Genomic DNA, 26,493 nt, shown 5'->3' on the forward strand with positions numbered 1-26,493 from the left:
GAATCTAGAGCCCCGTTCCGATCCCATCGGAACGGGGAAGGCTCTAGACCGGATAGCGCGACCTAATCGCGTGTGCCGCCCCAATCGCCCAGCACGGCCTGCACCAGCGCCAGCGCCGCCACGGCGGCCGTGTCGGCCCGCAGGATCCGCGGGCCCAGCGCCAGCCGCAGGATCCGGGGCTGGCGCAGCAGCAGGGCCCGCTCTTCATCGGCGAAGCCGCCCTCGGGGCCGATCAGGACGTCGATACCGTGCCCGGATGCGCGCGCCTGTCGCAGGCTCTGGATGGGATTCTCGACCTCGGCCGCCTCGTCGCAGAACACCAGCAGGCGGTCGGCGGGGCGCTGGCTGAGGTAGCGCTCCAGCGGCGCGGGTTCGGCCACGGTGGCGAGGCTCAGGATCCCGCATTGCTCGGCGGCCTCGATGACATTGGCGCGCATGCGCTCGGTGTTGACACGGGAGGCCTGGGTGAACCGGGTCTGGACCGGTTGCAGGATCGCGGCGCCCATCTCCACGGCCTTCTGGACCGTGTAATCGAGCCGGGCATGCTTGAGCGGCGCGAAGACGTAAGCGAGGTCGGGCAACCGGTCCTGGGGGCGGACTTGCTGGAGGATGACGAGGTTGTCGGGGCGCTTGCGGCCTTCGATCGCGGCCTGCCATTCGCCGTCGCGGCCGTTGAAAGCCAAAACCTCGGCCCCGGCGGCCAACCGCAGCACATTGCCGAGGTAGTTGCTCTGGTCACGGTCGAGCGGAACCCTGGCGTCCTGCGCCAGCGGGAGCTCGACGAACAGGCGGGGGGCGCGAAAATCGTGGGAGGGCATTGATCAAAAGTCCAATTTGCCGCCGTTCTTAACCGAAAGCAGCCGATTCAGGGGTAAATATTGCCGAATTGGTGCGTCGGCGCGCCGCGCTCCTGCCCTATTCGACGGGTTGTTAAGCGCCGGCGGGAATCGTAAAATGGTGAGCACGCTGGTTGCGCTTCAATTGGGAAGTCGCCGAACCCCGTAAGCTCCTGCCGGAGAGACTATCTTGATGATCCGTCGTTTGATGGTTCCGATCACTGCCGCCATGCTCACCATGGGGACTGCTGGTGCCTACGCCCAGGGGTTCCCGGCTCCGCTGCCGGGCCAGTCCGCACCCGATTCCGCGTTTCCGCCCGTGAACGGTTCGGCACCGGTCGCCTCCGTCGGCGGTGCGCCGCAAGCTTCGTTCCCGACCAACGGCGCGGCCCCGATCGGGGGTGCCGGCGCATTCAGCGCGGCGCCGCCGACGCAAGGCGGTCCCGGCGAGGACTGCATGAAGGCCTTCATGCCGCTCCGGGAGGAAGCAGAGAAGCGCGGCAAGCTGATCCAGGCCGCGGGCGCTCGTCATGCGCCGCCGGACGAAGCCTGCAAGCTGATCCGTAATTTCAGCCAGTCTGAGTCCAAGATGATCAAATACATCGAGGCTCACGCCGCCAAATGCGGAATCCCGCCGAACGTCGGTGCCCAGATGAAGGACAGCCACAAGAACACCGAGGCCATGGCGACGAAGGTCTGCGGCGTTGCGCAGCAGATGCAGAACCAGCCGCGCGGTCCGGCCGGCCCGTCGCTGAGCGAAGTGGTGGGTTCAGGCTCGGCGCCGGAAGCCAATTCCGGCAAGAAGGGCGGCAGCACCTTCGACACGCTCAACGGCAACGTCCTTACCCGATGAGCGACACATCCGCCCGCGTTGCCGATTCCACCGGCAACTGGGTCGATACGCTCGCGCCGCAATGGGCGCGGCCCTATCTGCGCTTGTCCCGCTTCGATCGTCCGATCGGCTCCTGGCTACTCTTGATGCCGTGCTGGTGGTCGGCCGCGCTCGCGAGCGGCATGGCGCATGATGTCCATCGCCTGCCGCTTGTCATCGTGCTGTTCTTCATCGGCGCCTTCGTGATGCGCGGCGCCGGCTGCACCTGGAACGACATCACCGACCGGGACCTCGACGACAAGGTCGAGCGCACCCGCTCGCGGCCGCTGCCGTCGGGGCAGGTAACAACGAAGCAGGCGCTGGCCTTCATGGTCGCGCAGGCCCTGATCGGGCTCGTGGTGCTGCTGCAGTTCAACCGCTTCGCGGTCCTGACCGGCATCGCCTCGCTTCTGATCGTTGCGATCTATCCCTTCATGAAGCGCATCACCTGGTGGCCGCAAATCGTGCTCGGGCTCGCCTTCTCCTGGGGCGCGCTGATGGGCTTCGCCGTCACCTTCGGACGCATCGACGTCACCGCACTGGTGCTCTACGCTGGCGCGATTTCCTGGGTGATCGGCTATGACACCATCTATGCGCATCAGGATGCCGAGGACGACGCTCTGATCGGCATCAAGTCCACCGCGCGCCTGTTCGGCGCACATACGCAACAGGCGCTGATCCTGTTCTACGGGTTATCGGTGATGCTGATCGGTGTCGCACTCGCCTCAGGCGATGCGCGCTGGCCGGCCTGGATCGGGCTTGCGGCTTTCGCCGCGCATTTGGCTTCGCAAATCATGCGGCTCCGGATCGACGACCCGGACTTGTGCAAGCGGCTGTTCTATTCGAACAAGTACGCGGGGGCGCTGCTGTTTGCGGGATTGCTGGCTGACGCGGCGCTGCGGGCGGGTTAGCTCTCGTAAGGTGGGCAAAGGCGCACTTGCGCCGTGCCCACGATCTCTCAATGATTTCGATGGAAAAGGTGGGCACGCTGTCGCTTTGCCCACCCTACGGCACCGTGAGTACCGCTTAGTTCCGTGCGATGATCTCGCGTTCTGCGCGATGAATCGGCAGTTCGCGCGTCATGGCGGTGCGACGGCAGATCAGAAATTTCGGACGGCGGTCGCGGATCGCGTTGCGGCGACGGCGGCGCGGTGCCGGCTTGCGGGCACCTTCGTCGAGCTGCGGCAGCGCAAAGATTTCGCTCCACACGGCCCAGGCTTCGGCGAGATCGTCGCCATCGGCACTGACCAGCAGCGGAACGGAGAGTGAGGGATCGCGATGCACCAGGACGAGGGTCTGCGCCTCGTCATTGCCGCGTAGCGCGACGCCGGTGAAGTCGCTGACGCGCACGTTGATCGCCATCTGCATGCCGCGAACGGCACGGCGCAGCACGACACGTTCGCGATGAAGCTCGATTTGCCTTGTGTAGCCGTCGGCGCGCGGATCGTGCGCATCGAAGCGGACCGGAAGGGAAAGAGGGTCGAGCCGCAGATTACGGCTCGACCCTGCGGGAGCGGCCCCGCTGATTGCTGTTTGACGCCTCACGGCTTTAGTTCTCCCCGCCAGGATTATGTTCCCGGTCGATGCGAGGACCTTAGCGCGCCCGTTTCCGAAACCGCTTAAAAAGGCTGGTTAATCCAGCGTCACCACCCGCCATGATTGACAAGACCTTGGCACGCATGATTGACGAGACGTTGCGCAAGCCTCGCGAATCTGAGCCTTTTGCAGGCTGATAATGCTTGAAGTCCGCACCATTTGGGCACATCTGGTGTTCAGGGCCCCGTCTCGCCCCGAAACCTCCCGCGCCCCAACAGGATTTCGTTTGTGAACCCTTCACCAAGCTCGACGCTTTCGCCCCAGGGCTCTTCAAAGTCCAATCGCGACCTGTTCGATCAGTCCGCGCTCTCCGATCTCGCGCAGCGTCTGGTCGAGGCGGCGAAGCGCGCCGGCGCGGATGCGGCCGATGCGGTCGCGGTGCGCGGCATCTCGCAAGGCGTCGAGGTGCGCGACGGCCGCGTCGAGGAATCCGAGCGGTCCGAGGGCGATGATGTCGGCTTGCGCGTGCTGGTCGGCCAGCGCCAGGCCGTGGTCTCCACCAATGACGCCAGCGGCGATGCCGTGACCAAGCTTGCCGAACGCGCGGTCGCGATGGCGAGGGTCGCTCCGTCAGACAAATATGTCGGCCTCGCCGATCCCGCGCTGCTCGCGCGCGACTTCCCCGATCTCGACCTGCTCGATCCCGATGTGCCCGCGACATCAGAGCTCGAGCGCCGTGCGCTCGAAGCCGAGGCCGCCGCGCTCGCCGTCAAGGGCGTGTCGAAATCCGGTGGCGCGTCGGCCTCTGCCGGCATGGGCGGCATGGTGCTCGTCACCTCGACCGGCTTCCACGGCTCTTACCTGCGCTCGAGCCAGGGCATCTCGGCGACCGCGATCGTCGGCGAAGGGACCTCCATGGAGCGCGACTACGACTTCACCGCGGCGCCGCACGGTGCTGATTTGCTGTCGCCCGAAGTGGTCGGCCGCTCCGCCGGCGAGCGCACCGTGGCGCGCTACAATCCGCGCAAGGTCGAGACCTGCAAGGTGCCGGTCGTGTTCGATCCGCGCGTCGCGGGCTCGCTGGTCGGTCACGTCGTCGGCGCCATCAACGGCGCCTCGATCGCGCGCAAGACCAGCTTCCTCAAGGACAAGCTCGGCCAGCAGCTGTTTGCGAAAAACATCCGCATCATCGACGATCCCCTGCGCAAGCGCGGCCTGCGCTCGCAGACGTTCGACGCCGAGGGCGTCGCCGTGAAGAAGACCGCGCTGATCGATGAGGGCGTGCTGACGACCTGGCTGCTCGATTGCGCCACCGCGCGCGAGCTCGGGCTCACCACCACCGGCCACGCCCATCGCGGCGTGTCGTCCTCGCCATCGCCCGGGCCTTACAATCTGCATCTCGAACCCGGCATCCCGACGCCCACTGAGCTGATCGCCGACATCAAGCAGGGCTTCTACGTCACCGACCTGATCGGCTCGGGCGTCAACGGCGTCACTGGGGATTACAGCCGCGGCGCCTCCGGCTTCTGGATCGAGAACGGCGAACTCACCTATCCCGTCAGCGAGGTGACGATAGCGGGCCATCTGTTCGAGATCTTCAAGTCGATGCAGCCGGCCAACAATCTCGAGTTCCGCTACGGCATCAATGCGCCGACGGTGCGCATCGAAGGACTGACGCTTGGCGGACGCTGACAGTCTCGACGCAAACGTTCTGACGCGCGACGTGGCGCTGCTGCAAGACACGGTGCGGGAGGCAGGTCGCCTCGCGCAGTCGATGTTCCGCACCGAGCTGAAGAAGTGGACCAAGGGCGCATCCTCGCCGGTCTCGGAAGCCGACATCGCCGTCAACGACCTCCTGGAAGCACGCCTGCGCGGCGCCACGCCCGACTATGGCTGGTTGTCGGAGGAGAGCGCCGACGATGCGACGCGGCTGTCGCGGCGGCTGACCTGGATTGTCGATCCCATCGACGGCACCCGCAACTATCTCAACGGCCATGACGAATGGTGCGTCAGCGTCGCGCTGGTCGAGGGCGCGTCACCGGTGCTGGCCGCGGTGTTCGCGCCTGTTAGCAACGAGTTCTTTTTCGCCGTTCGCGGCCAGGGCACAACGCTCAACGGCAAGCCGGTCCGGGCGACGGGCGGGACCGCGTTCGACTTCGCCCGGGTCGCCGGCCCGAAGCCGATGGTCGAGCGACTCAATACAGGCGGCGGCGACATCAAGCTGCATCCGCGAATCGGTTCGCTGGCGCTTCGGCTCTGCCGGGTCGCCAATGGCGGGCTGGATGCGGCTTTTGCGGGCGGCAATAGTCATGATTGGGACCTTGCGGCGGCCGATTTGATCGTGCAGGAAGCGGATGGTAGGATGAGCGACCTCTCCGGAGATCCCATCCTCTATAATCGTCGGGAAGTGACGCACGGGGTGCTGGTGGCAGCGGGACGCGATCGTCATGCGAGCATTGTCGCGCATTTTCGAAATCGTCCCTTGCCCTGAGCGCGTCCGTTATGCTTTTCGAACACTGCTTTGCCGGGCAGCCCGCTAGGAGAACCCATGTCAGATAGTGCCCCGCAACAACTGCTCCATCTCGTCATCGGTGGTGAGCTGCTCGATCTCGAGCACAACACCTTCAAGAACCTCGATGACGTCGAGGTCGTCGGCCTCTATCCGAACTACGCATCCGCCCACGTCGCCTGGCGCGCCAAGGCGCAGAGCACGGTCGACAATGCGCAGATGCGCTATTTCATCGTCCATCTCCACCGGCTGCTCGACCCTACCCAAGAAACGAAGGCGCGTTGAAAAAACTGCTTCGCAATACGCTGCGAAGCAGCTGGTTTCAGCGTGCCGTCGGGGTCCTGGCGGCCGAATATCTGCGTCTGGTCTGGCGGACCAACACATTCACGTTCGATCCGGCCGATGTCTATGACATCGTCGAGCCGCAGATCCCGGCGATCTTCGCATTCTGGCACGGCCAGCATTTCCTCACCCCGTTCATCAAGACCAAGGAGTCCTACCGGGCCAAGGTTCTGATCTCCCGGCATCGCGACGGCGAGTTCAATGCGATCGCCGTCGAGCGGCTCGGCATCGGCCTGATCAGGGGTTCCGGGGATCACGGCGGCGCGTTCCACCGCAAGGGCGGCATCGGCGCCTTCAGGGAAATGGTGTACACGCTCCAAGACGGCTGTAATGTCGCGCTGACCGCCGATGTCCCCAAGCGCTCGCGCGTGGCCGGCCTCGGCATCATCATGCTGGCACGGGAATCGGGGCGGCCGATCATGCCTTTTGCGATGGCGACCAGCCGCTTCATCCGGCTCAAGAACTGGGACCGCACCACCATCAACCTGCCGTTCGGGCGGGGCGCGCTGGTCGGCATCAAGGAAATCCACGTGCCGCCGGATGCCGATGCCGCCACCATGGAAACGCTGCGGCAGGAACTGGAAGACACGCTGAACGAAGCCACCCGTCGCGCCTATGCGCAACTCGGTCGCCCGGGACCTGCAGATGGCTAATTCGCTGCCCCATGCGCTGCCCAAGTCCCTGCCAATGACGCTGCGGATGTATCAGCGCCTGGCCACGGGCCTGCTGCCGCTGGCGCCTGCGCTGATCAAGCGGCGGCTGAAGCAGGGCAAGGAAGACCCGGAGCGCGTCGGCGAGCGGCGGGGGCTCAGCCAGGACGTGCGCCCGCATGGTCCGCTGGTGTGGATCCACGGCGCCAGCGTCGGCGAGGTCTTGGCCGCGGCCGCGCTGATCGAGCGCTTGCGCGACCTCAATTTGCGTATCCTGCTCACCTCGGGCACCGTCACCTCTGCTGCGGTTGTTGCAAAACGTTTCCCGCCCGACGTCATCCATCAATACGTGCCGTATGATTCCCCGCGCTATGTCGCGCGCTTCCTCGACCATTGGAAGCCGTCGCTGGCGCTGTTCATCGAATCCGATTTGTGGCCGAACCTGATTCTGGCGGGTGCTGCGCGCCGGGTGCCGATGGTGCTGATCAACGGGCGGATGTCGCCGCGCTCCTTCCCGCGCTGGCGGCGGATGCATGGCACCATCTCGGCGCTGCTGTCGCGCTTCGACATCTGCCTGGCGCAGTCGAAGACCGATGCCGAGCGTTTCTCCACGCTCGGCAGCCGCGACGTCGTCACCACGGGCAATCTCAAGCTCGACGTGCCGGCGCCGCCGGCCGATCCCGCAAAGCTCGAACGGCTGATGGCGATGACGCGCGGGCGGCCGATCATCGTCGCGGCCTCGACCCATCCCGGCGAGGACGAGATGCTGGTCGCTGCGCATCGCAACCTCGTCGGCTTCTTCCCGCAGCTTCTGACCGTGATCGTGCCGCGGCATCCCGATCGCGGCTCGTCGATATCAGGTCTGATCACGGCGTCGGGCCTGAAGCCCGCCTTGCGCTCGCGCGACGAGCAGCTCTCGGCTACCACCGACGTTTATGTCGCCGACACCATGGGTGAGCTCGGCCTGTTCTACCGCCTCTCGCCGATCGTGTTCATGGGCGGATCGCTGATCCGTCATGGCGGGCAGAATCCGATCGAGGCGATCAAGCTCGGTGCTGCGATCGTCCATGGTCCGAACGTCTTCAATTTCGCCGATGTCTATGAGGCGCTCGATGGCCGCGGCGGTGCGCGCCAGGCCGACACGCAGGAGGCGCTGGTCAAGCAGCTCGGCCTGTTGCTGGCCGAGCCGACCGTGCGCGACAGGATGCAGCGCGCCGGCACGGGCGTGGTTGACGAGCTCGGCGGCGCGCTCGATCGCACGATGACGGCGCTCGAGCCGTATCTGATGCAGTTGCGGATCGAGATGGGAGCCGCCAATGCGTGAGCCGGCCTTCTGGTACCGGCCGCGTTCCCCGAAGTCGCATCTCCTCAGCCCATTGGGTGCGCTCTATGGCGCCATCACCGCGCGCCGCATGGCGCGCCGGGGATTTGACGCCGGCATCCCCGTGCTCTGCGTCGGCAATTACCATGTCGGCGGCGCCGGCAAGACGCCGACCGTGCTGGCGCTGACCAAGCTGCTGCGCGAGCTCGGCGAGACACCTGTGGTGCTCAGCCGCGGCTATGGCGGACGCCTGCACGGCCCGGTGATGGTCGATCGCGAACGTCACAGCGCCGCCGATATCGGCGACGAGCCGCTGATGATGGTGCGCGACGTCCCCGTCGCCGTCGCACGCGACCGCCTCGACGGCGTCGCGCTGGCGAAATCGCAAGGCGCCACCGTGATCCTGATGGACGACGGCTTCCAGAACCCGGTTCTGTTGAAGGACGCCTCGCTGATCGTGATCGACAGCGAGCGCGGCATCGGCAACGGCAAGGTGTTTCCGGCCGGTCCCCTGCGCGCGCCGCTGAAGGGGCAGCTTTCGCGCACCGACGCACTGGTGCTGATCGGCGATGGCCATGCTGCGGACGATGTCGCATCGGAGATTTCCGCGCGCGGCAAGCCGGTGCTGCGTGCACGCCTGAAGCCGGACGCGGCCGCGGTCGCGCAACTCTTCGGCAAGCGGGTTTTGGCTTTCGCCGGCATCGGCGATCCCGAGCGCTTCTTCCGCAGCTTGGCAGCCTGCGGCATCGAGGTCGCGCGCACGCGCCCCTTCGCCGATCACCACATGTTTTCGCGAGACGAGCTCTTGGCGCTCGCAGCCGACGCCCGACGCGAGCAGCTCATCCTGGTGACGACGGAAAAAGATTTTTCACGCCTGCGCGGTCGTGATGGCGTGCCCGATGGGATCGTGCCGTTCGCGGTGCAGCTCGAGTTCGGGGATCTCGCCACGCTCCGCCGCGTCATCAGCGACCATCTCTACAAGGCCCGCGAGCGGCGGTTCAGCGCGCGCTGATCTCGCCGTTGGCGCTGCTCTCGTAGGGTGGGCAAAGGCGCTCTTGCGCCGTGCCCACCATCTGTTGCATTCGGAGACAGGTGGTGGGCACGCTGCGCTTTGCCCACCCTACGGCATCTCGCCATTCAGCCGACATTCATCGCAATACCTCTATCGATCTTACGCGATCCTGGAGAATGCGATGAAACTGCCTCTCGCGGCCATTGCCGCCAGCCTTGTGTGTCTGATTGTTGCGCCGGCGTTTGCACAAACGACGCCGGCTCCGACCGCCACGGTGCCGGTTCCCGCGACCAAGCGCGTGACGTGTCTCGGCGCGACGCAAAATCTGAAGGGGCAGGACAAGCGCGACCAGATGCAGCTCTGCATGGCGCAGGCGCGGCTCGATTGCCTGAAGCAGGCGATCGATCAGAAGCTGGTCGGCGAAGCGCGCAAGAGTGCGATCAAGACTTGCGTGGGCACGGATGGTCCCGAGCAGGAATAGCCGCCCGGGTGAGGCCTCACGATTGCGGCTTCGGCGCGTTGGGAAAATGCCGCTGCAGCACGGCCGTGGGTGTGGCGTAGGCTTCCTGCAGATCCACGCTCCAGTATTTCAGTTCGTCGAGCGGGATCCGCGTGTCGGTGATCGCGCAGCGCACATAGGTCCCCGGCGAGATCACGCGGAAATCGCCGTCGAGATATTGCACTTGCGCTTCGCCATGGCCCGAAGGGCCGAACTTGTTCAGCACGGTCGAAACTCTCCGTGGAAGGGCCCTGTTTGGAGAACCTTGCAGGGCACGATGTGTTGGACGGGATGTAGCATAGATAGGGTGGCTTGTCCGCCCGGTAAACCCACCGGTTTGTGATGTTTTGCCGCCGTTTGCGCATGATAGTCCTTGAGCCCGTCCGGCACCTCCTGCGACAGAGTTCGATGCGCCTTCGACTGACCGCCCTGTTCCTGACGCTGATGTCGGCCGCGCATGCCGCGCCGGCGCCTGCACCTGCGCAGGTCGAGATTCCGCTGTCCTCCGGCGTGCTGCATGCGCAATTGTTCAAGCCCGAAGGCGAGGGGCCGTTTCCGACCGTGATCGCGCTGCACGGCTGCGGCGGCCTCGGCAGCCATTCCGATTCGGTGCAGCCGCGCTATCGCGACTGGGCCGAGCGCCTGCTCAAGGCCGGCAATGCGGTGCTGTGGCCTGACAGCTACGGCTCGCGCGAGCTCGGGCCGCAATGCCGCGTCAAGGAGATGCACGTCAAGGCGCGGCGCGAGCGCGTCACCGACATCGCGGCATCGCGCGCCTGGCTGATGAAGCAGAGCTGGGTCGCGCGCGACCGTGTCAGCCTGATCGGCTGGGCCAACGGCGCCAGCGCGCTGCTCTGGGCGGTGCGTCCGCAGAGCGTGGCGCGCGATGCGGGACCGGAGTTCCGCGCCGCGATCGCGTTCTATCCGGATTGCCGCATCTCCGCCGGTCTCGGCTGGAGCACGCGGGTGCCGACCTTGGTGCTGATCGGCGCCAATGACGACGTCTCGTCGCCGCCGGCCTGCCGCCAGATGGTGGATGGCGCGCACGGCCGCAGCGCGCTCGCGCGCATCGTGGTCTATCCCGGCGCCTATCACGATTTCGACCGCGCCAACACGCCGCTGCACGCGGCTGCCAGCAGCGCCGATGCCGCCGTGCCCGAGCATGGCCATCTCGGCACCGATTCCGAAGCGCGCGCGGCGTCGCAGAAGGAAGTCGCGGAGTGGCTGGCGCGATAGCGTTGGTCCCGTAGCCCGGATGGAGCGCAGCGAAATCCGGGAAGGTCTCAACGCGCGGCACGATCCCGGATTGCGCTACGCTCCATCCGGGCTACACGTCTCAAAGCGGGGCCGACCGAAAAACTACGGCTCGCGCATCACACCGCTTTCAGCCGATGTCGGTGCCTTAGTTCGACCATGATGTCGGCTAAACGCATCTCTCATGCGCAATCGCCTCGCTCTCTTCTCGTTCGCACTGGTCGTCTTCACCGTGGTGGTCTTCCTGTTCGAAGCCCACGCCGGCGCACCAATAGTCGCGCCGGAACATTGCGGCTTCTGGACCACGATCGACGCGGGGTTGTCCTGCCGCTGAGAGGCGAGGCTGCCTCCACATCGTCATTGCGAGGAGCACTTGCGACGAAGCAATCCAGAGTCTCTCCGCGGAAAGATTCTGGATTGCTTCGCTACGCTCGCAATGACGGGGTGAGAGCGCGCCTTCGCCATCCTCTCCGGTGTCATCGCCCGGCCTTATGCGCAATTGCGCATCAGGACCGGGCGATCCAGTACTCCGAGACGTCTGTGATTGACCGAGAAGCCGCGGCGTACTGGATTCCCCGCTTTCGCGGGGAATGACAGAGAGCCCTAAAACAAACTGCCCTGATCCACCGGCTTGCCCACGCGCTTCGGCGCGGGCTTGGCGTCTTGCGCGGCCGCCTTTGCTTGCGCCGGCGCGCGCTTGGCCACAGGCGCCGGCCGATCGGCATCCGCCGTCGCGCCGACGCGTCCATCCGCGAACTCGATCTCGACGCGTGCGCCGGGCCCCACCGTATCAGCCGAATGCAGCGGATGCCCGGCCTCATCGCGCACCAGCGCAAAGCCGCGGGCGAGCACGCCGCGATAGGACAGGGCGGAGAGCAGCTTGCCGCTGTTCTCGACGCGGGCATCGAACCGCTGCAGCAAGGTGACCAGCGCGCGGTTGGCGCGCTCGGCAAGACGGTGCGTGCGCTCGCGCTGGCGGGCAATCGCGTTGCGCTGCGCCTGCGCGTTGGAAAGTTTTGAGGCGCGCAGGCGCACTTCAAGTCCGGCGAAGCGATCGCGCCGCCGGCGCAGGAGCGAGCGTGCGGACAGGCCAAGCCGTTCGCCGCACACGGTGAGCCGGTGATCGGCCTGCGAAATCTGGCCGTGCAGCACCCGCAGCGTCAGCTTCGAACTTGCCGCCGTGAACCTGCGGAAATGCGCATGCGTGTTGGCCTTCAGCCCGCGCGGCAGCGATGCGCCTGCCGAATCCAGCCGCTGCCGCGGGATCGCGAGCAGATCGCCCGCCGCAGGCAGCGCGCGCGCGGCGGCACGCAATTCGTTGCGGCGGCTCTCGTGCGCACGCTGCCAATAGGCGCGCGTGCGCCGCGCGAGATCGGCGACCTCGACGAACAGATCGCTGCGCACCGGCACCGCCATTTCGGCCGCCGCCGTCGGCGTCGGCGCGCGCTTGTCGGCGACGAAATCGATCAGCGTGATGTCGGTCTCGTGGCCGACCGCCGAAATCAGCGGGATCATGCTCTCGGCGGCCGCGCGGACCACGATCTCCTCGTTGAACGACCAGAGATCCTCCAGCGAGCCGCCGCCGCGCGCGACGATGAGCACGTCGGGCCGCGGAATCTTGCCGCCCGGGGCAATCGCGTTGAAGCCGCGGATCGCAGCCGCAACCTGCTCGGCCGAGCCTTCGCCCTGAACCTTCACCGGCCACACCAGCACGTGACGGGGGAAGCGGTCCTCGAGCCGGTGCAGGATGTCGCGGATCACGGCGCCGGTCGGCGAGGTCACCACGCCGATCACCTCCGGCAGCCACGGCAGCAGCTGTTTTCGCGCTTCGTCGAACAGGCCTTCGGCGGCGAGCTTCTTCTTGCGCTCCTCCATCAGCGCCATCAGCGCGCCGATGCCGGCCGGCTCCAGTGCCTCGATGACGATCTGGTACTTTGACGAACCCGGATAGGTCGTGAGCTTGCCGGTGGCGATGACCTCGAGCCCCTCCTGGGGCTTGAAGCGCATGCGGCCGTGCACGCCCTTCCAGATCACCGCCTCGATCTTGGCGCTCTCGTCCTTGAGCGCGAAATAGCAATGGCCGGAGGAATGCGCGCCGCGGAAACCCGAGATCTCACCGCGGACCCGGACATGGCCATAAGTGTCCTCCACCGTCCGCTTCAGGGACTGCGAAAGCTCGGAGACGGTGAATTCGGGCGCGTTGTTCAAAAGTTCCGCAGGCGGCATCGGCAAAACGATTCGGCATTTTGGGGTCAGACCCGACGTTAAGGATTTTCGCAGCGCCGCGCCAATCCGGGGATTGACCAAGAGAGTACTCTGTAATACAGAGTTATCTGTACGTAGTCGGATCAACGGAGTTTGCGCCATGGCGATGCAGTTACTGCGAGGTGCTCTGAGCTTGCTGAAATGGGGTCTGTGCACCGTTGGCGCCGCGGCCCTGCTGTTGACCGCCCTGATCGCGACGCCGCTGGAGCGGCCGGCGGAGCTGCGCTCCGCCTCGGATTCCGCCAAAGGCATCGACTGGTCCACCTTGCCGCCGCTCGAGCGCTTTCAGGCGCGCGACGGCACCTGGCTCGGCTTCCGCCACTACGCACCGAAGGGGACAGCCACTGATCGTGGTGCGATCTTCATCCATGGTTCGTCCGGCTCCTCCGCCACGGTCAATCACGCCCTGACCGCGGCCATCGCGGCGCATGGCGTCGAGACCTGGGCGCTCGACACGCGCGGCCACGGCGCCTCCGGCACCCGTGGCGACATCGGTTATGTCGGCCAGCTCGAGGATGATCTCGTCGACTTCGTCGCCCATGTCCGCAAGAGTGCGCCCGATCTGCCGCTCACCCTGATCGGTCATTCCGCCGGCGCCGGCTTCTCGCTGCGCGTCGCCGCGACGCCGATCGTCCAGGACTTGTTCGTCCGCACGGTGCTGGTCGCGCCCTATCTCGGCTACGACGCGCCGACCAACAAGCCGCATTCCGGCGGCTGGGCCAATGCCGACCTGCCGCGTTTCTTCGCGCTGGCCGCCCTTCGCAAGCTCGGCATCGACTGCTGCGCGCAGCTTCCGGTGCTCGCCTTCGCCGTGCCGCCGAATTCGGAGCGGATTCTGACCCCGACCTATTCCGACCGCCTGATGCGCAATTTCGCCACGCACGGCTATCGCCTCGATCTGCCGGCGGTGACGCATCCGATGACGATCTTCGGCGGTGCCGAGGACGAGATGATGATCTCCGACAAATATGCCGAGACCGTGCAGGCCATCAAACCCTCCGTCGACGTCAAACTGATCGAGGGCGTCAACCACATGGGCATGGTCACCAATCCGAAGGCGGTCAATGCGATCGCCGAGGACGTGGCGACGCGCGGGAGCGGGCAGTCATGAAGCGCCCTGTTGCTGGGAGGGTAATCGCATATGGGGTGCACGATGCGGCGGCATTGGCGCTGAGCTCCCTCCCCCGCTTGCGCAGGGCAATCGCATATGGAGTGCACGAGGCAGCGGCATCGGCACTGGTGCTCCCTCTCCCGCTTGCGGGGGAGGGCTGGGGTGGGGGTGTCTCCGCGTCGGGATTGTCGCGGATTGCGGAGAATGTCCCTGCGCGGCGAGAGCCCTCACCCGCCGCGCTCTGCGAGCGCGTCGGCCTCTCCCGCAAGCGGGAGAGGCGGAGCAAGCCCGCGACAGTCCCCTTGAAAGTATACGCGATTGCCCTGCCGTTGGTGACAAGCCGTGGAGACAGCCATGAAGAACCTGTTCGAAGCCGGAAAACTGCTGCTTCTCGACATGGCGGCAACGCTGTTTTTTCTCGCGCTTTATCTGCTGACACACAACGTGACCCTGTCGGTCGTGCTCGGCATGGTGTTGGGCTTGGCCCAGATCGGCTGGCAATTGGCGCGCCGCAAGCCGATCGACACCATGCAGTGGATGAGCCTGTTTCTGGTGCTCGGTGCCGGCACCGTCACGCTGATCACCAACGATCCGCGATTCATGATGATCAAGCCGAGCGTCATCTACATTATCGTCGGCATCGTGATGCTGAAGCGCGGGTGGATGAACCGCTATCTGCCGCCGATTGCGATCGAGCTGGTGCCAGATATCGCAATCATTGTCGGCTATGCCTGGTCGGGCCTGATGTTCTTCTCCGCGGCGCTCAACGTGATCGTGGCCCTCAATTTCGATGTCGGGACCTGGTCGATGACCATGTCGGTCTATGGCATCGTCAGCAAGGTCTTGATGTTCCTGATCGGCTACACGGCCATGCGCACCATTGGCGTTGCGCGTAAACGACGCCTTGCCGGCGACCGTCCGCGCGATGCTGCGCCGATGCCGGGTTGATGGAGGCCGACATGATCGACAGCAAGCAGGCAGCCGAGGCGCTCGCCGATATCGACGACATGGTCCATCGCGTCCGGCAATCGCGGGTCTACGACCTTGCCAGCCAGATGATGATCCTGTGGGGCGGACTGGTGTTCGCCGCCAACATCGCCACCTGGCTGTGGCCGCGCGGAGCGCAGTACTACTGGATCGCGCTCTACGTCCTCGGCATCGCCGGCTCGTTCGCGATCAGCGCGGCGAACCGGGCTTCGACCGGCGTTCGCAGCTTCGACATGCGAATACTGCTCGCCTTCCTGATGTTCGTCGCCTTCGGCTTCCTCTGCGCGCACGTCCTCGGCCACTTCACGCCGCGCCAGCAGGGCGCGTTCTGGACCATCTATTTCATGCTGTTCTACGCGCTTGCGGGCCTGTGGTTCGGCCGCGCCTTCATCGTGATCGCGCTCGCGATCACCGCGCTCACACTGGTCGGTTATTTCTTCGTCACCGGCGATGCCTTCCTGCCGTGGATGGCCGTCGTCAACGGCGCCGGCCTGATCGTCGGCGGCCTCTGGATGCGACGGAGCTAGTCGATGGCCGAGCTCGACGACATCATCCACCAGCCGCTGCGGCTCAAGATCATGGCCGCGCTGAACGCGCTTCCGGGGGCCGCAGGCCTGGAATTCTCCAGGCTGAAGAAATTGACCGGCGCTACCGACGGCAATCTCGGCGCCCATATCGAGACCCTGGCCAAGGCCGGCTACGTTTCGGTGGAGAAGGCCTTCGTGGGGAAGAAGCCGCAGACGACGGTGACTGCCACCGCGGCGGGCCGCGGCGCCTTCGCGCGGCATGTGGCGACATTGCAGGAGATCATTGCGGGGAAGCAGGTGTAGCGGCGAACGTCTTTCAAGGCGTTCTCTTTTCTGCCGCCGTTTCGGGGCGCTAGGCGCAAGGTAGCGACGGACGGACCAAAAACGCGGGGATAAGCTGCACGGCTCTGTTGCTGGCCTTCTGGGCTTAGCCCTTCATAGCAACATGTCGAAACGCAACGATCCCGAGAAGGCGATTGCTCGTCTCCCGAAGCCAGACCGGCTCCGGCTTGCCAAAGCCAAAATGAAGAAGGTGCTCGATCACTTCCTCTATGTGGTCGAACTGCACGCAAACAATTCGTTCGTGGTGTTCTCGCCGGTGCTGGCGTCCCAAATTCCACGATCCTATGCAGCGAACGCGTTCAGGATATTTCAGCGCAGCATGTACCAGATCGAGATCGTGCGTCTTTGCGCGATCTGGGACGGTGTCGATCTTGACAAGGAGAACATTCCGACCGTCGTCGCGCTGATTGACGATGATGAGCTCATCGAGATGCTGGCTGAGGAAACGCGCAGCCAGCACCCAGACCGGAGAGACCAGCAGTTCGCGGAAGAGCGCGCATCGCAGGCTCGGACCGAGCTACTGCACGCAATCGCAGACGCCCGCTCAGTTCTTAGATCAGAGCGGTTAGCCTCGATCATGAACGTTCGCGACAAGTACCTCGCGCACTCCCTCGAAGCAACACGCCGTGAGAAGAACGGACCTGTACAGCCAATGAAGTACGGGGACGAAACCAAAGTGATGGATGCCTCGATACCAATTCTCGAAAATCTATACTGCTGGGTGAATGGCACGAGCTTCTCGATTGGGAACTCGCAAAGAATAGATCAGAAAAATGCTGAGGCGTTGTGGACCGGCTGTAAGTTCGTAGCCCTTCGTTGAAGGGCCTCCGCCCGCTGGCGGGATTACGGTCCAGCACTGTGACCGCAATTCCCGGAAAGGTTTTAAGTCACAAGCATCTCCAAGCCCGCATCGCCAAAGATTGCAAAATTGCAAATCGCGTCAGCAAGGTTGCTCCAACTTCCTGGTTGCATTCGCTAGTATCATCTAGCTGAGGGAGGTGCCTATGTTGCGCGCATCTGCAATAGCGTTCCTCGCCGCTTCGGTCTTTGGAACGGACTCCGCTTTTGCGGAAACCAGGTGGGGCTTTTGCATGCACGAGACCGGATGCCGTTGGGGTGGCAGCCGGGGTTATACAGTCGTGTGGGTTCCATGCGGCACAGACATTAACGCTAAAGCACAAGAGTACTGCACGATTATCCAGAACGGCCAGCGACGGGCCCGTTCATACACGAACCCAGCCATAGTAAATGGGCCGATAAGTGGAGGGGCCTGCGGGGCAGCCGAATGGCAAGTCACCTGTCTAGATCAATGACCAACGGACAACGCCAATGCGGCTAACGCTTATGATTCTTGCTTTTCTTTATCTGACATATGTCTCGAAGGCTGATGACGAGGGGCCGGGCCCCGGAGCCTTTACCAATTGTATCGCCGCCGACGCGGGAGAACGATGGAACATCGTAAATGGTCACACCCAGCCAGAATGCTTTGGGCTAGCGCGAAAGTGTACCGGCAATCCCGCTGTGCAAGCGTGGTATTATCCAACTCAGGTGATTATTCCCACGCCCTACCGAGAATGCGATCAAATCTGCATCGGAAGCACTTGTTAAGTTCGTAGGATGGGTTGAGCCATTGCGAAACCCATCGCTTTCCCAATCTTGCTCTCCGTCTTCGCGGCTGTCATCCGATTGCAAGTGACGATGAATCGCGGATGGCGTTCGGTCGGCTAGCTTTACAGGCGCTCCGAGAGACACGTGTGATGGGTTTCGCAAGGGCTCAACCCATCCTACGGGCTAGCCTAGCTCCACGCTATAACGGGGTTACGGTGACAGTGCACTAAACTATATCAACTGATGCTTTGGAATTTAGTACACTGTCACCGTAATTTCAAATGGGGATGTTGGGCAACCCGCCTCGAAACCTATCTCGCACCTAGAGCTTTATGGCTCCGGCGCGGCTTGCACCGTGCCGTACGTTAGCGGCCCTTGGGCAGCCGAGTTTAGTTGCGCGAGGTGCTGTGCACCCCCGCTCAACCCGCCCAGAGCAGCCTCAAGCGCATCCGACGATATTCCAATTTTGTGTAGATAGAGCGTTCTTAGAAAGATAGTGAGGCGCGCGCAAGCATCGTACATTGCCTGTCCGCTTAAGATATCTGAGCGCAGAGCTTCATCCCAATGCGTGTAGTAGTTGCGTGTGTCTACCCAGCTTCGTGGAACGTCGTTGCTTCCAAGAATTCGAGTGCGGAGGGTAACCGGAAGAACTTCCGCCAGCCGTTTTAGCCGCTTGGCTAAGGAAATTTCGTTCCCATACCGAATACGGCTTTTCAGAGCGGCGCGATGATCTGTGTGTAAATTGCTCGGGATGGCCTTTACCAAAACCTCTTTGACAGGTTCGTATTGATCAGGCTCCATGTAGTTACCCGGGAACAATGCACGATGCAGTCCTTCAAGAGCTTGTAGCAGGGACAGAAATCGGACGTGGAGCCATAAGTCATCGGAAGCCATCGTGCTCAAGGCCAGGTCGATCGGCAATTGGACGCGCTGAAATAGCTCGAACCAGTTCGCCAAAATCGGTCCGAGACCGTCTCCCAAGCGCGCCCGACTTACAAAGAAATCATGTTGGTTTCCATGGTCACAGTACTTAACTGATGGCCTCGGCACTAGTAGGGATAGAGTCACACCACGCTGCTCCACCTTCAGCTCGATCCGATCAGGCGGCATTGGTTCCTCAGCAAGGAAGGCGAGTAAGCTAGTTGCGGTCGAAAGCTGATCCAAGAACCAATTCAGTGGCCTTGGTTCCCTTGGTCGAATATTCAGCCAAGCAGAGGCAACAATGGTGGCTTTGGAGTGTCCGGGCGAGCCGACAGCCGTCAGCTCGAAATCAAGTTCGGCATCGATGCTCGGTATCGCGAATGTCTCCGTTGGCACGTTCTTGACGCGGAATGCGTAGCCTTCTTCATCTTTGATGGCATGGATTACTTGCGGCGATAGCCACACCTGAAGCCCCGGTATCCGACATCTAAGTTCGGGATAAACCTGCTGTTCAGTCAGCCATCCCCCTACGACTGCGAGGTGGCTCCAGAGGGTTTCAGGCTGGCCGATGCCGCCACTTGCGAAAGTCAGCGAGTACCTAGCTCGCGTACACTGAAATAGCGAAACAGCTTCCTGCTTCCGCGTGATTCCATGGACAACAGGATAGCGCACTACCTCTGCTCTAATAGGACCGCTCTGCAATGGGCGAAGCGAGTCGGCAAGCTCTAGCTCGATTCGTTCAGGTTTCAACGAGAACGTCCCAGCGACGCGACGGGCCGGTGTGTCGGGCAGAAACCATGACCCCACGATTTCGAGCGTCTCGCTCATGTCTATGTCAGTCATCGGTCATCTCCCCTTCATTACGGTGACAGTGCACTAAACCGGTTTCGGCGACTTCCTATGCCTGCGGCAGCTCATTCTGCCATGGCAATTGCGCCACCGCTTCACGACGTCTGAAGGCGACGGGCACGGCTGAATTTTCAGAGGGATAAGTACGGGAGTAACGGTGACAGTGCACAAAATTGGTTTGGATCGGCGTTGCCCTACTGCATCTCGCGCGCTGTCAATCGGCCTTGTCCTCGATTTGTCGCCGCAGATCATCCAAGCGTTGGCCTTTGTAACTCCAAGCCCACGGGCCTGAAACTGACGGCCAATCATCACCAAGGGCATTGTGCGCTTGAAGCGCGGCATCCGACAGCGACGTAGTATCGCCCAGATAGTCTACCTTGTTTCCATCGTCCACGGTCGTGCAAATGATCTTGGGGTCTTTCGCAAGCTGCAATTCGGTGCCCGGCAAAATTCCTATCATCGAGAGGCGGAATTTGCTTCGACGTTTAGCGGCCTCGACCTCTGCCTTGATTTCATTTGTCTCGAATATTTCGTCCCCTAGCTTGACCTCCCTGATCTGTGCGAGAGAAAGAGCGGCCTTAGCTCGCTCGGGGGCTAAACGAAAGAACTCCCGGCCCTTGCTCATACGGTGATCACCAAACGCGTCGTGAAGCTTGCCTTCAACTGTTAGCCCGTTGCTGACTTCACAGGCGTAAAAAAGCTCAAACGGAAGCGGCACGCCGGTCGAATACAACTGCTTAATGCGTGTTGCCAAATCAATGTTGGTGCAGCCGATCTTGATCAAGCCCGGCATGGCTTCGTTCGTTAGGATGTACACAATATCTGCCATCCAATTTCCTTCTGCTTCGCTTCCATTTCAAATTATTGAAGCCCCTTTGCGCGCAGCCTAGCGTCGCGCAGCGCTTCACTCTGCGCCTCTGCGGCCTCTTCCTCCGCATCGCCTCGTAAGGCATCGTCAAGATCATGGTGGCGCTGCCAGAGCGCGAAACCATTGATTATCAAGATCAAGATTGCCAGCGTTAGCAGTGACCATTGGTGGCCTAAGACTAAGTAGTCGAACAGACAGGCAGCCGTAGCGCCCAAGTTCGCATAGTAAAACTGCTTGGCTTGATCGCCGAAGCCCGCCTTGACCTTCTCAACCCTCTTGCCCATGCCCTAACTTCCCACAACCGTGCTTAGTCATGCAACTAAGAATCGTATGGATTAAAAAACGCTCGTGGAAGGTTAAGAGGTGGGCTGTTACAAAATTGATCTAACGTTCGTTGCAGCGTTCAGCGTCGGCAATGTTCGTCTTTCGGCCGAAAGCGGAGATAACTTCCGGAGCGTCGCCAACGGTTCTGCACATAGCGCGGCCTGTGGGATTCCGAGCTCGCGGCTTAGCCGCGCCCCGGAATGACGGGAGGGTGGGCCGTTTCCCCTTGAGCCCCACCTCGATTCGTGCGACCTCGGCCCCCAGCAAAACCCCTCATTTCGAGCCTTCGATGCACATTCTTCTGCTTGGTTCCGGCGGCCGCGAACATGCCCTGGCGTGGAAAATCGCAGCCTCTCCCCTGGTGACCAAATTCTGGTGCGCGCCCGGCAATGCCGGCATCGCGCGCGAGGCGGAATGCGTGGCGCTCGATGTTGCCGACCATGCCGCCGTGATCGCCTTCTGCAAGACCAATGCGGTCGAGCTGGTGGTGGTCGGCCCGGAGACGCCGCTGGCGGACGGTATCGTCGATGATCTCACCGCCGCCGGCATCAAGGCGTTCGGGCCGAACAAGATCCCGGCCCAGCTCGAAAGCTCCAAGGGTTTTACCAAGGCGCTGTGCACGGAATTCGGCATTCCGACCGGCGCCTACAAGCGCTTCACCAATGCCAATGACGCGCGCGCTTACGTCCAGAGCCAGGGCGCGCCGATCGTGGTGAAGGCCGATGGGCTTGCCGCCGGCAAGGGCGTCGTCGTCGCCAAGACCGTGCGCGAGGCCGAGGACGCCATCGCCATGATGTTCGAGGGCGCGTTTGGCGAGGCCGGCACCGAGGTGGTGATCGAGGAGTTTCTGCCGGGCCGCGAGATCAGCTTCTTCGCGCTGTGCGACGGCGAGACCGCCATTCCGCTCGCCTCCGCGCAGGACCACAAGCGCGTGTTCGACCACGATCTCGGCCCGAACACCGGCGGCATGGGCGCCTATTCGCCGACGCCTTTGGTGACGCCCGCGATCCACGACGCGATCATGGCGAAAATCATTTTGCCGACGGTGGCCGGCATGAAGCAGCGCGGCACGCCGTTCCGCGGCATTCTCTATGCCGGCATCATGCTGACGACGCAGGGCCCAAAGCTGTTCGAGTTCAACGTCCGCTTCGGTGATCCCGAGTGCCAGGTGCTGATGCTGCGCATGATGTCGGACATCGTGCCCGCGTTCCTCGCGTCATGTGATGGCCAGCTGAAGAACTTTGACCTGCGCTGGTATCCGGAATCCGCGCTGACCGTGGTGATGGCCGCGAAGGGCTATCCCGGCGACTACCAGAAGGGCACGCGCATCGAGGGGCTCGATGATGCGGCAGGGGTCAACACCGTCGAGATCTTCCACGCCGGTACGGTCGCGAAGGACGGCGCCATCCTCGCCAATGGCGGCCGCGTGCTCAATGTCTGCGCGCTCGGGGCAACCGTGACCGAGGCGCAGGCGCGCGCCTATCAGGCCGTCGACCGCATCAACTGGCCGGACGGTTTTTGCCGCCGCGACATCGGCTGGCAGGCGGTGGAAGCGGAGAAGGCACGGGGCTGACAGCGGTTTTTCGGCTCGGCGCGCAATGACCGGCCGCGCCCGTCGGCACTCCGAAAATGTGCAGGCAGGGGTTGAACTTAGCTACTGTGCATGGGGTTGTTTTCGACATCCTTGTTCTGAGGTGATGAAACTCATGTCCGATCTCGCCGATCTCTATCCCGGCTTCGCCTCCGAATGGATCAACACCTCGTTCGGCCGCATCTTCGCCCGCGTCGGCGGCAAGGGACCGCCGCTGTTGCTGCTGCACGGCTTCTCCGAGACCCATGTGATGTGGCACCGCGTCGCGCCGCAATTGGCCGACCAGTTCACGCTGATCATCGCCGACCTGCCGGGCTATGGCTGGTCCGACATGCCCGAGAGCGATGCGCAGCATCTTCCCTACAGCAAGCGCGCGATGGCCAAGGCCATGGTGGAGGCGATGGAGAGCCTCGGCCACGTCCGCTTCGCGCTCGCCGGTCACGACCGCGGCGGCCGGGTGTCGTATCGGCTGGCGCTCGACCATCCCGGCCGGCTGTCGAAACTCGCCGTGCTCGATATCCTGCCGACCTATAATTACTGGGAGCGGATGAACCGCGCCTACGCGCTGAAGATCTATCACTGGACGTTTCTCGCCCAGCCCGCGCCGCTGCCGGAGACGCTGATCTCAGGCCAAGGCGAGTTCTTCCTGCGCTTCAAGATGGCGAGCCAGACCAAGTCGAAGACGCTCGACGCGATCGACGCGCGCGCTCTCGCGCACTACATCGCCCCGTTCCGCGATCCCGCCCGCGTGCATGCGATGTGCGAGGATTACCGCGCCGGCGCCTACATCGACTACGATCTCGACAAGGCCGATTTCGATTCCGGTAAGAAGATCACCGTGCCCATGCTCGCGCTGTGGGGCGGCGTCGGCATCGCCCAGGCCGCAGCGACCCCGCTCGATATCTGGAAGCAATGGGCGACGAACGTCGGAGGCCAGCCGGTGGACTCCGGCCACTTCCTCACCGAGGAGAACCCCGACATCACCGCCAAGGCGCTGCGGGCGTTCTTCGCAGGTGGTTAACGCCGCTCGCGAAAGAACTCCTTGAGCAGCCGCGCCGCCTCGCTCTCGCCGACCCCGGAATAGACATCCGGGGCGTGGTGGCAGGTTGGCGAGGCGAAGAACCGCACGCCGGACTCGACCGCGCCGCCCTTGGGGTCGGCGGCGCCGTAATAGAGCCGGCGGACCCTTGCAAAGGAGATCGCGCCCGCACACATGGTGCAGGGCTCCAGCGTCACGTAGAGGTCGCAGTCGACCAGGCGCTCGCTGCCGATTTTCTTGGCCGCCTCGCGCAGCGCAATGATCTCGGCGTGTCCCGTAGGGTCGTAATCGGTCAGCGTCCGGTTGGCGGCGGTGGCGATGACCTCGTAGTTGCGGACCACCACGCACCCGATCGGAACTTCGCCCGCCTTTCCGGCGTTTTCGGCCGTTTTAAGCGCCAAATCCATGAAAGAGGGGGCTTTCAAGCCTCGTATCATCCGAAGAAACCTGCTAGTAGCTGCGCCTTCAGCAGAAGTGCTTACCGAATTTGCCTGAGCATGCGGCTCGAAACGAGCGCGCACAATGCTCATCGGCCACCCCCTGAGTGAGATTATTCATGCCTCGCGACAGCGACAAAGACAACGATTCTCGCGGCCGGCGAGGGCCCCCCAAGGGACCATCGAAGGGCGGCCGCAGCGGCAAGCCGCGCGGTCCCGACAAGAAATTCGCCAAGCGCGGCTTCGAGCCCAAGGGCGACGGCGACAAGCGTCCACCCCGCGGCGATCGCGATAGCCGTCCGCCCCGTGGCGACCGCGACAGCCGTCCGTCGTTCCGCCGCCGGGAAGAGGGCGATGCTCCGCGCCGCGATTTTTCCGACCGTCCCCGCTTCAAGCGCGACGAGCGCGGCGGTGAGGGCCGCGGTGAGCGCAGCTTCAAGCCGCGTGGCGACCGTCCGTTTTCCGATCGTCCGTCGCGCGATGGCGAGAAGCGGCCGTTCAAGCCGCGCGGTGACCGTCCGTTCTCCGGGCGCGACGACCGTCCGCCGCGCAACCGTGATCGCGACGATGCGCGTCCCGCCGGTCGCTTCGGCGACAAGAAGTTCGGCGACAAGCGGCCGTATGCGCCGCGTGGTGACCGTCCGGAGCGCAAGTTCGACGGCGAGCGGAAGTTTTCGCGGGGCGCGCCGGATCGCAGTGACCGTCCACGTGATCGCGGTGAGCGCAGCGATTCAAAGCCGTGGCAGAAGCGCGATGATCGTCCGCGTGGCGATCGGCCACCGCGCAAGGACTTCAGCAAAGGTCCCCGCAAGGATTTCGGCGGGCGTGACCGCAGCGAAGACAAGCCCTGGCAGAAGCGCGAAGGCGGCGGTGAGGACCGTCCGCGCTTCTCGCGTTCGCGCGACGACCGCACATCCGGTGATCGTCCGTTCCGCGATCGGCCCAAGTTCGACCGCCCGCGTGAGGACCGCCCGAAATTCGATCGTCCGCGCGAGCGCTCTGAAGGCCGCTCCGACTGGCACGAGCATCCGCGCAACGAAGGCCGCTTTGGCGATCGGCCGCGCCGTGAGAACGAGGACGAGAGCCGGATCTTCGAGAAGCGTCCGGCTTTCGGCGGCCGTGGCGCCTATCGCGCGCGCGAGCGGGATTTCGAAGGCCGCCCGCGTCGCGAAGAGGCGCCGAAGCCGAAGAAGGCCGGCGAGCGCATCGCCAAGGCGCTGGCGCGCGCGGGGCTGGCTTCGCGCCGCGATGCCGAGGAGATGGTCACGCAGGGCCGCGTCACCGTCAATGGTCGCGTGATCAACTCGCCGGCGCTCGACATCACGAAGAACGACGTCGTTCTGGTCGACGGCAAGCCGTTGCCGGAGCGCGAGCGCACGCGGCTGTTCCTCTACCACAAGCCGCGCGGGCTGATGACGACGCATGACGACCCGGAAGGCCGCCCGACCGTGTTCGACAATCTGCCCGAAGGTCTGCCGCGCCTGATCTCGATCGGCCGGCTCGACTTCAACACCGAAGGCCTCCTGCTGCTCACCAATGACGGCGGCCTCGCACGTACGCTCGAGCTGCCGGACACCGGCTGGCTGCGGCGCTATCGTGTTCGCGCCCATGGCGACGTCACCCAGGCGCAACTCGACCAGCTCAAGGAAGGCATCGAGGTCGAGGGCGTGAAATACGGTCCGATCGAGGCGACGCTGGAGCGCGACCAGGGTGCCAATGTCTGGCTGGTGTTCGCGATCCGCGAAGGCAAGAACCGCGAGGTGCGCAACGTCTGCGCCCATCTCGGCCTCGAGGTGAATCGGCTGATCCGCGTCTCCTACGGCCCGTTCCAACTCGGCGAGGTGCCCGAAGGCCAGGTCGAGGAGATCCGGGCGCGTGTGCTGCGTGAGCAGCTCGGCGACAAGGTGATCGAGAAATCGGGCGCTCAGTTCGACGTGCCGCAGAAATCGTCAGGCGAGGGCGATGCGTCGGGCGAGAAGAAGACGTCCAAGCGCGACGTGATCGCTGACCGCAAGGGTCGCCGCGTGCTGGTGCAGCGCACCGGCAGCGAGGAAGCGCGCGAGCGCAACGAGGCCGAAGCCAGCGGCTACGGCCCGCCGCGCCGTCCCAAGCGCGGCTATCACGGCAAGCGCGATCTGACGCCGAAGGAGGACTAGGGTTGCGCGTCGTCGGCGGTCGTTTGAAGGGGCGCAATCTGGCCTCACCGTCTTCACGTGACATCCGCCCCACGGCGGATCGGCTGCGCGAGTCCGTGTTCAACATTCTCGTGCACGCCTATGATAATCCGGTCGAGGACGCGCGCGTGCTCGATCTCTTCGCCGGCACGGGCGCGCTCGGCATCGAGGCGTCCTCGCGCGGTGCGAAGTTCACGCTGTTCGTGGACAACGGCGCCGAGGCGCGCGCGTTGCTGCGTAACAATGTCGAGTCGCTCGGCCTCGGCGGTGTCACAAAAGTCTATCGCCGCGATGCGACCGATCTCGGCCCTGCGCATCCCGTCGAGCCGTTCTCGCTGGTGTTTCTTGACCCGCCCTACGGCAAGGGCTTTGCGGAGAAGGCGCTCGCGTCCTTGCGCGATGGCGGCTGGCTGACGCCGGGCGCGCTGCTGGTGGTGGAAGAAGCGAAGGCCGCGCAGTTCGCGACGCCGGAGGGGTACGAGGAGCTGGAGCGGCGGGCGTATGACGACACGGAGTTCGTGTTTCTGAAGAGGCCCTAGTCTCGCTGCCGTAGGGTGGGCAAAGGCGCAAAGCGCCGTGCCCACCATCTTTTCGTGATCGCGAGAACTGGTGGGCACGCT

The 26,493-nt window shown here is 63.9% G+C and carries 28 protein-coding genes; 20 read left to right on the forward strand and 8 right to left on the reverse strand.

From position 1 onward, the window contains the following. Positions 1-62: 62 nt before the first annotated feature. A complete protein-coding gene (locus V1280_RS35255) occupies positions 63-818 on the reverse strand; it encodes a 16S rRNA (uracil(1498)-N(3))-methyltransferase (protein ID WP_334535245.1) in 756 nt (251 codons plus the stop codon). A gap of 211 nt (positions 819-1,029) precedes the next feature. On the opposite strand from V1280_RS35255, the gene V1280_RS35260 reads away from it, so the two are divergent. Both V1280_RS35260 and ubiA read left to right on the forward strand, forming a co-directional pair. Next, positions 1,030-1,689, forward strand: coding sequence for a hypothetical protein (locus tag V1280_RS35260; RefSeq protein WP_334535246.1), 660 nt, complete (start codon positions 1,030-1,032; stop codon positions 1,687-1,689). Continuing rightward, the gene (ubiA, locus tag V1280_RS35265; protein ID WP_334535247.1) at positions 1,686-2,618 is read left to right on the forward strand and encodes a 4-hydroxybenzoate octaprenyltransferase; all 933 of its coding nucleotides are present in this window, start codon (positions 1,686-1,688) and stop codon (positions 2,616-2,618) included. The genes V1280_RS35260 and ubiA overlap by 4 nt, the downstream gene beginning before the upstream one ends. Positions 2,619-2,733: 115 nt before the next feature. Here the strand turns inward: ubiA and V1280_RS35270 are convergent, their stop codons facing one another. Then, a complete protein-coding gene (locus tag V1280_RS35270; RefSeq protein ID WP_334535248.1) occupies positions 2,734-3,252 on the reverse strand; it encodes a DUF6101 family protein in 519 nt (172 codons plus the stop codon). A 279-nt stretch (positions 3,253-3,531) separates the two neighbouring features. On the opposite strand from V1280_RS35270, the gene V1280_RS35275 reads away from it, so the two are divergent. From V1280_RS35275 to V1280_RS35305, 7 genes are all read left to right on the forward strand, one after another. Continuing rightward, the gene (locus V1280_RS35275; RefSeq protein WP_334535249.1) at positions 3,532-4,935 is read left to right on the forward strand and encodes a TldD/PmbA family protein; all 1,404 of its coding nucleotides are present in this window, start codon (positions 3,532-3,534) and stop codon (positions 4,933-4,935) included. Continuing rightward, positions 4,922-5,734 (forward strand): inositol monophosphatase family protein, encoded by an 813-nt coding sequence (locus V1280_RS35280; RefSeq protein WP_334535250.1) that lies wholly within the window; start codon positions 4,922-4,924, stop codon positions 5,732-5,734. Before V1280_RS35275 ends, V1280_RS35280 begins: the two co-directional genes overlap by 14 nt. 57 nt (positions 5,735-5,791) lie before the next feature. Continuing rightward, the gene (locus V1280_RS35285; protein WP_148776277.1) at positions 5,792-6,037 is read left to right on the forward strand and encodes a DUF4170 domain-containing protein; all 246 of its coding nucleotides are present in this window, start codon (positions 5,792-5,794) and stop codon (positions 6,035-6,037) included. Continuing rightward, a complete protein-coding gene (locus V1280_RS35290) occupies positions 6,034-6,747 on the forward strand; it encodes a lysophospholipid acyltransferase family protein (RefSeq protein WP_334535251.1) in 714 nt (237 codons plus the stop codon). The genes V1280_RS35285 and V1280_RS35290 overlap by 4 nt, the downstream gene beginning before the upstream one ends. Next, on the forward strand, positions 6,740-8,068 hold the full coding sequence (locus V1280_RS35295) for a 3-deoxy-D-manno-octulosonic acid transferase (RefSeq protein ID WP_442895184.1): 1,329 nt from the start codon (positions 6,740-6,742) through the stop codon (positions 8,066-8,068). The genes V1280_RS35290 and V1280_RS35295 overlap by 8 nt, the downstream gene beginning before the upstream one ends. Then, complete coding sequence (gene lpxK / locus V1280_RS35300) at positions 8,061-9,077, forward strand: tetraacyldisaccharide 4'-kinase (RefSeq protein WP_334535253.1); 1,017 nt, start codon at positions 8,061-8,063, stop codon at positions 9,075-9,077. Before V1280_RS35295 ends, lpxK begins: the two co-directional genes overlap by 8 nt. A 181-nt stretch (positions 9,078-9,258) precedes the next feature. After that, positions 9,259-9,558 (forward strand): hypothetical protein, encoded by a 300-nt coding sequence (locus V1280_RS35305; RefSeq protein ID WP_334535254.1) that lies wholly within the window; start codon positions 9,259-9,261, stop codon positions 9,556-9,558. A gap of 16 nt (positions 9,559-9,574) precedes the next feature. Here the strand turns inward: V1280_RS35305 and V1280_RS35310 are convergent, their stop codons facing one another. Then, a complete protein-coding gene (locus tag V1280_RS35310; RefSeq protein ID WP_334535255.1) occupies positions 9,575-9,802 on the reverse strand; it encodes a DUF2093 domain-containing protein in 228 nt (75 codons plus the stop codon). A 182-nt stretch (positions 9,803-9,984) separates the two neighbouring features. Between V1280_RS35310 and V1280_RS35315 the strand changes: the two genes are divergently transcribed. Together V1280_RS35315 and V1280_RS35320 are read left to right on the forward strand one after the other, a co-directional pair. Further along, positions 9,985-10,812, forward strand: coding sequence for a dienelactone hydrolase family protein (locus tag V1280_RS35315; RefSeq protein ID WP_334535256.1), 828 nt, complete (start codon positions 9,985-9,987; stop codon positions 10,810-10,812). Between the two features lie 202 nt (positions 10,813-11,014). Then, complete coding sequence (locus tag V1280_RS35320; RefSeq protein WP_334535257.1) at positions 11,015-11,164, forward strand: hypothetical protein; 150 nt, start codon at positions 11,015-11,017, stop codon at positions 11,162-11,164. 269 nt (positions 11,165-11,433) lie between these two features. Here V1280_RS35320 and xseA read toward each other — a convergent pair whose 3' ends face one another. Further along, positions 11,434-13,056: an exodeoxyribonuclease VII large subunit gene (xseA, locus tag V1280_RS35325; protein ID WP_334535258.1), complete on the reverse strand. Its 1,623-nt coding sequence runs from the start codon at positions 13,054-13,056 to the stop codon at positions 11,434-11,436. Between the two features lie 139 nt (positions 13,057-13,195). Here xseA and V1280_RS35330 point away from each other — a divergent pair, with 139 nt between their 5' ends. The 5 genes from V1280_RS35330 to V1280_RS35350 all read left to right on the forward strand — a co-directional run bounded on the left by V1280_RS35330 (position 13,196) and on the right by V1280_RS35350 (position 16,882). Further along, positions 13,196-14,206 carry an alpha/beta hydrolase gene (locus tag V1280_RS35330; RefSeq protein WP_334535259.1) on the forward strand — a complete coding sequence of 337 codons (1,011 nt, stop codon included), beginning with the start codon at positions 13,196-13,198 and terminating at the stop codon, positions 14,204-14,206. Positions 14,207-14,560: 354 nt separating this feature from the next. Continuing rightward, positions 14,561-15,154, forward strand: coding sequence for an inner membrane-spanning protein YciB (locus V1280_RS35335; protein ID WP_334535260.1), 594 nt, complete (start codon positions 14,561-14,563; stop codon positions 15,152-15,154). A gap of 11 nt (positions 15,155-15,165) precedes the next feature. Beyond that, complete coding sequence (locus V1280_RS35340; protein WP_334535261.1) at positions 15,166-15,720, forward strand: hypothetical protein; 555 nt, start codon at positions 15,166-15,168, stop codon at positions 15,718-15,720. 3 nt (positions 15,721-15,723) lie between these two features. Continuing rightward, positions 15,724-16,023: a winged helix-turn-helix domain-containing protein gene (locus tag V1280_RS35345; RefSeq protein ID WP_334535262.1), complete on the forward strand. Its 300-nt coding sequence runs from the start codon at positions 15,724-15,726 to the stop codon at positions 16,021-16,023. A 142-nt stretch (positions 16,024-16,165) separates the two neighbouring features. Next, positions 16,166-16,882 (forward strand): AbiU2 domain-containing protein, encoded by a 717-nt coding sequence (locus V1280_RS35350; protein ID WP_334535263.1) that lies wholly within the window; start codon positions 16,166-16,168, stop codon positions 16,880-16,882. A gap of 1,118 nt (positions 16,883-18,000) precedes the next feature. Here the strand turns inward: V1280_RS35350 and V1280_RS35355 are convergent. The 3 genes from V1280_RS35355 to V1280_RS35365 all read right to left on the reverse strand — a co-directional run bounded on the left by V1280_RS35355 (position 18,001) and on the right by V1280_RS35365 (position 20,592). Further along, complete coding sequence (locus tag V1280_RS35355; RefSeq protein ID WP_334535264.1) at positions 18,001-19,434, reverse strand: HEPN domain-containing protein; 1,434 nt, start codon at positions 19,432-19,434, stop codon at positions 18,001-18,003. A gap of 220 nt (positions 19,435-19,654) precedes the next feature. Continuing rightward, positions 19,655-20,269: a GIY-YIG nuclease family protein gene (locus V1280_RS35360; protein ID WP_334535265.1), complete on the reverse strand. Its 615-nt coding sequence runs from the start codon at positions 20,267-20,269 to the stop codon at positions 19,655-19,657. A 32-nt stretch (positions 20,270-20,301) separates the two neighbouring features. Further along, positions 20,302-20,592: a hypothetical protein gene (locus tag V1280_RS35365; protein ID WP_334535266.1), complete on the reverse strand. Its 291-nt coding sequence runs from the start codon at positions 20,590-20,592 to the stop codon at positions 20,302-20,304. A gap of 329 nt (positions 20,593-20,921) precedes the next feature. On the opposite strand from V1280_RS35365, the gene purD reads away from it, so the two are divergent. Together purD and V1280_RS35375 are read left to right on the forward strand one after the other, a co-directional pair. Then, the gene (gene purD / locus V1280_RS35370) at positions 20,922-22,205 is read left to right on the forward strand and encodes a phosphoribosylamine--glycine ligase (RefSeq protein ID WP_334535267.1); all 1,284 of its coding nucleotides are present in this window, start codon (positions 20,922-20,924) and stop codon (positions 22,203-22,205) included. Between the two features lie 133 nt (positions 22,206-22,338). Then, on the forward strand, positions 22,339-23,244 hold the full coding sequence (locus V1280_RS35375; RefSeq protein ID WP_334535268.1) for an alpha/beta fold hydrolase: 906 nt from the start codon (positions 22,339-22,341) through the stop codon (positions 23,242-23,244). On the opposite strand, the gene V1280_RS35380 is transcribed toward V1280_RS35375, so the two are convergent. Beyond that, complete coding sequence (locus V1280_RS35380) at positions 23,241-23,699, reverse strand: nucleoside deaminase (protein WP_092230031.1); 459 nt, start codon at positions 23,697-23,699, stop codon at positions 23,241-23,243. The two genes, V1280_RS35375 and V1280_RS35380, sit on opposite strands and share 4 nt — an antisense overlap. A 119-nt stretch (positions 23,700-23,818) precedes the next feature. Between V1280_RS35380 and V1280_RS35385 the strand changes: the two genes are divergently transcribed. After that, positions 23,819-25,855 carry a pseudouridine synthase gene (locus tag V1280_RS35385; protein ID WP_334535269.1) on the forward strand — a complete coding sequence of 679 codons (2,037 nt, stop codon included), beginning with the start codon at positions 23,819-23,821 and terminating at the stop codon, positions 25,853-25,855. A gap of 2 nt (positions 25,856-25,857) precedes the next feature. Next, positions 25,858-26,412 carry a 16S rRNA (guanine(966)-N(2))-methyltransferase RsmD gene (rsmD, locus tag V1280_RS35390; protein WP_334535270.1) on the forward strand — a complete coding sequence of 185 codons (555 nt, stop codon included), beginning with the start codon at positions 25,858-25,860 and terminating at the stop codon, positions 26,410-26,412. Positions 26,413-26,493: the final 81 nt, after the last annotated feature.

The organism is Bradyrhizobium sp. AZCC 2230 (assembly GCF_036924495.1).
GTDB classification, from domain to species: Bacteria; Pseudomonadota; Alphaproteobacteria; order Rhizobiales; family Xanthobacteraceae; genus Bradyrhizobium; species Bradyrhizobium rifense.

What these genes read in the sequence shown, in the direction of transcription:
- V1280_RS35255 (WP_334535245.1), bottom strand. Translation starts at nt 818, where the DNA reads ATGCCCTCCCACGATTTTCGCGCCCCCCGCCTGTTCGTCGAGCTCCCG.
- V1280_RS35260 (WP_334535246.1), top strand. Translation starts at nt 1,030, where the DNA reads ATGATCCGTCGTTTGATGGTTCCGATCACTGCCGCCATGCTCACCATG.
- ubiA (WP_334535247.1), top strand. Translation starts at nt 1,686, where the DNA reads ATGAGCGACACATCCGCCCGCGTTGCCGATTCCACCGGCAACTGGGTC.
- V1280_RS35285 (WP_148776277.1), top strand. Translation starts at nt 5,792, where the DNA reads ATGTCAGATAGTGCCCCGCAACAACTGCTCCATCTCGTCATCGGTGGT.
- V1280_RS35295 (WP_442895184.1), top strand. Translation starts at nt 6,740, where the DNA reads ATGGCTAATTCGCTGCCCCATGCGCTGCCCAAGTCCCTGCCAATGACG.
- lpxK (WP_334535253.1), top strand. Translation starts at nt 8,061, where the DNA reads ATGCGTGAGCCGGCCTTCTGGTACCGGCCGCGTTCCCCGAAGTCGCAT.
- V1280_RS35305 (WP_334535254.1), top strand. Translation starts at nt 9,259, where the DNA reads ATGAAACTGCCTCTCGCGGCCATTGCCGCCAGCCTTGTGTGTCTGATT.
- V1280_RS35315 (WP_334535256.1), top strand. Translation starts at nt 9,985, where the DNA reads ATGCGCCTTCGACTGACCGCCCTGTTCCTGACGCTGATGTCGGCCGCG.
- V1280_RS35320 (WP_334535257.1), top strand. Translation starts at nt 11,015, where the DNA reads ATGCGCAATCGCCTCGCTCTCTTCTCGTTCGCACTGGTCGTCTTCACC.
- xseA (WP_334535258.1), bottom strand. Translation starts at nt 13,056, where the DNA reads ATGCCGCCTGCGGAACTTTTGAACAACGCGCCCGAATTCACCGTCTCC.
- V1280_RS35330 (WP_334535259.1), top strand. Translation starts at nt 13,196, where the DNA reads ATGGCGATGCAGTTACTGCGAGGTGCTCTGAGCTTGCTGAAATGGGGT.
- V1280_RS35335 (WP_334535260.1), top strand. Translation starts at nt 14,561, where the DNA reads ATGAAGAACCTGTTCGAAGCCGGAAAACTGCTGCTTCTCGACATGGCG.
- V1280_RS35340 (WP_334535261.1), top strand. Translation starts at nt 15,166, where the DNA reads ATGATCGACAGCAAGCAGGCAGCCGAGGCGCTCGCCGATATCGACGAC.
- V1280_RS35345 (WP_334535262.1), top strand. Translation starts at nt 15,724, where the DNA reads ATGGCCGAGCTCGACGACATCATCCACCAGCCGCTGCGGCTCAAGATC.
- V1280_RS35350 (WP_334535263.1), top strand. Translation starts at nt 16,166, where the DNA reads ATGTCGAAACGCAACGATCCCGAGAAGGCGATTGCTCGTCTCCCGAAG.
- V1280_RS35355 (WP_334535264.1), bottom strand. Translation starts at nt 19,434, where the DNA reads ATGACTGACATAGACATGAGCGAGACGCTCGAAATCGTGGGGTCATGG.
- V1280_RS35360 (WP_334535265.1), bottom strand. Translation starts at nt 20,269, where the DNA reads ATGGCAGATATTGTGTACATCCTAACGAACGAAGCCATGCCGGGCTTG.
- V1280_RS35365 (WP_334535266.1), bottom strand. Translation starts at nt 20,592, where the DNA reads ATGGGCAAGAGGGTTGAGAAGGTCAAGGCGGGCTTCGGCGATCAAGCC.
- purD (WP_334535267.1), top strand. Translation starts at nt 20,922, where the DNA reads ATGCACATTCTTCTGCTTGGTTCCGGCGGCCGCGAACATGCCCTGGCG.
- V1280_RS35375 (WP_334535268.1), top strand. Translation starts at nt 22,339, where the DNA reads ATGTCCGATCTCGCCGATCTCTATCCCGGCTTCGCCTCCGAATGGATC.
- V1280_RS35380 (WP_092230031.1), bottom strand. Translation starts at nt 23,699, where the DNA reads ATGATACGAGGCTTGAAAGCCCCCTCTTTCATGGATTTGGCGCTTAAA.
- V1280_RS35385 (WP_334535269.1), top strand. Translation starts at nt 23,819, where the DNA reads ATGCCTCGCGACAGCGACAAAGACAACGATTCTCGCGGCCGGCGAGGG.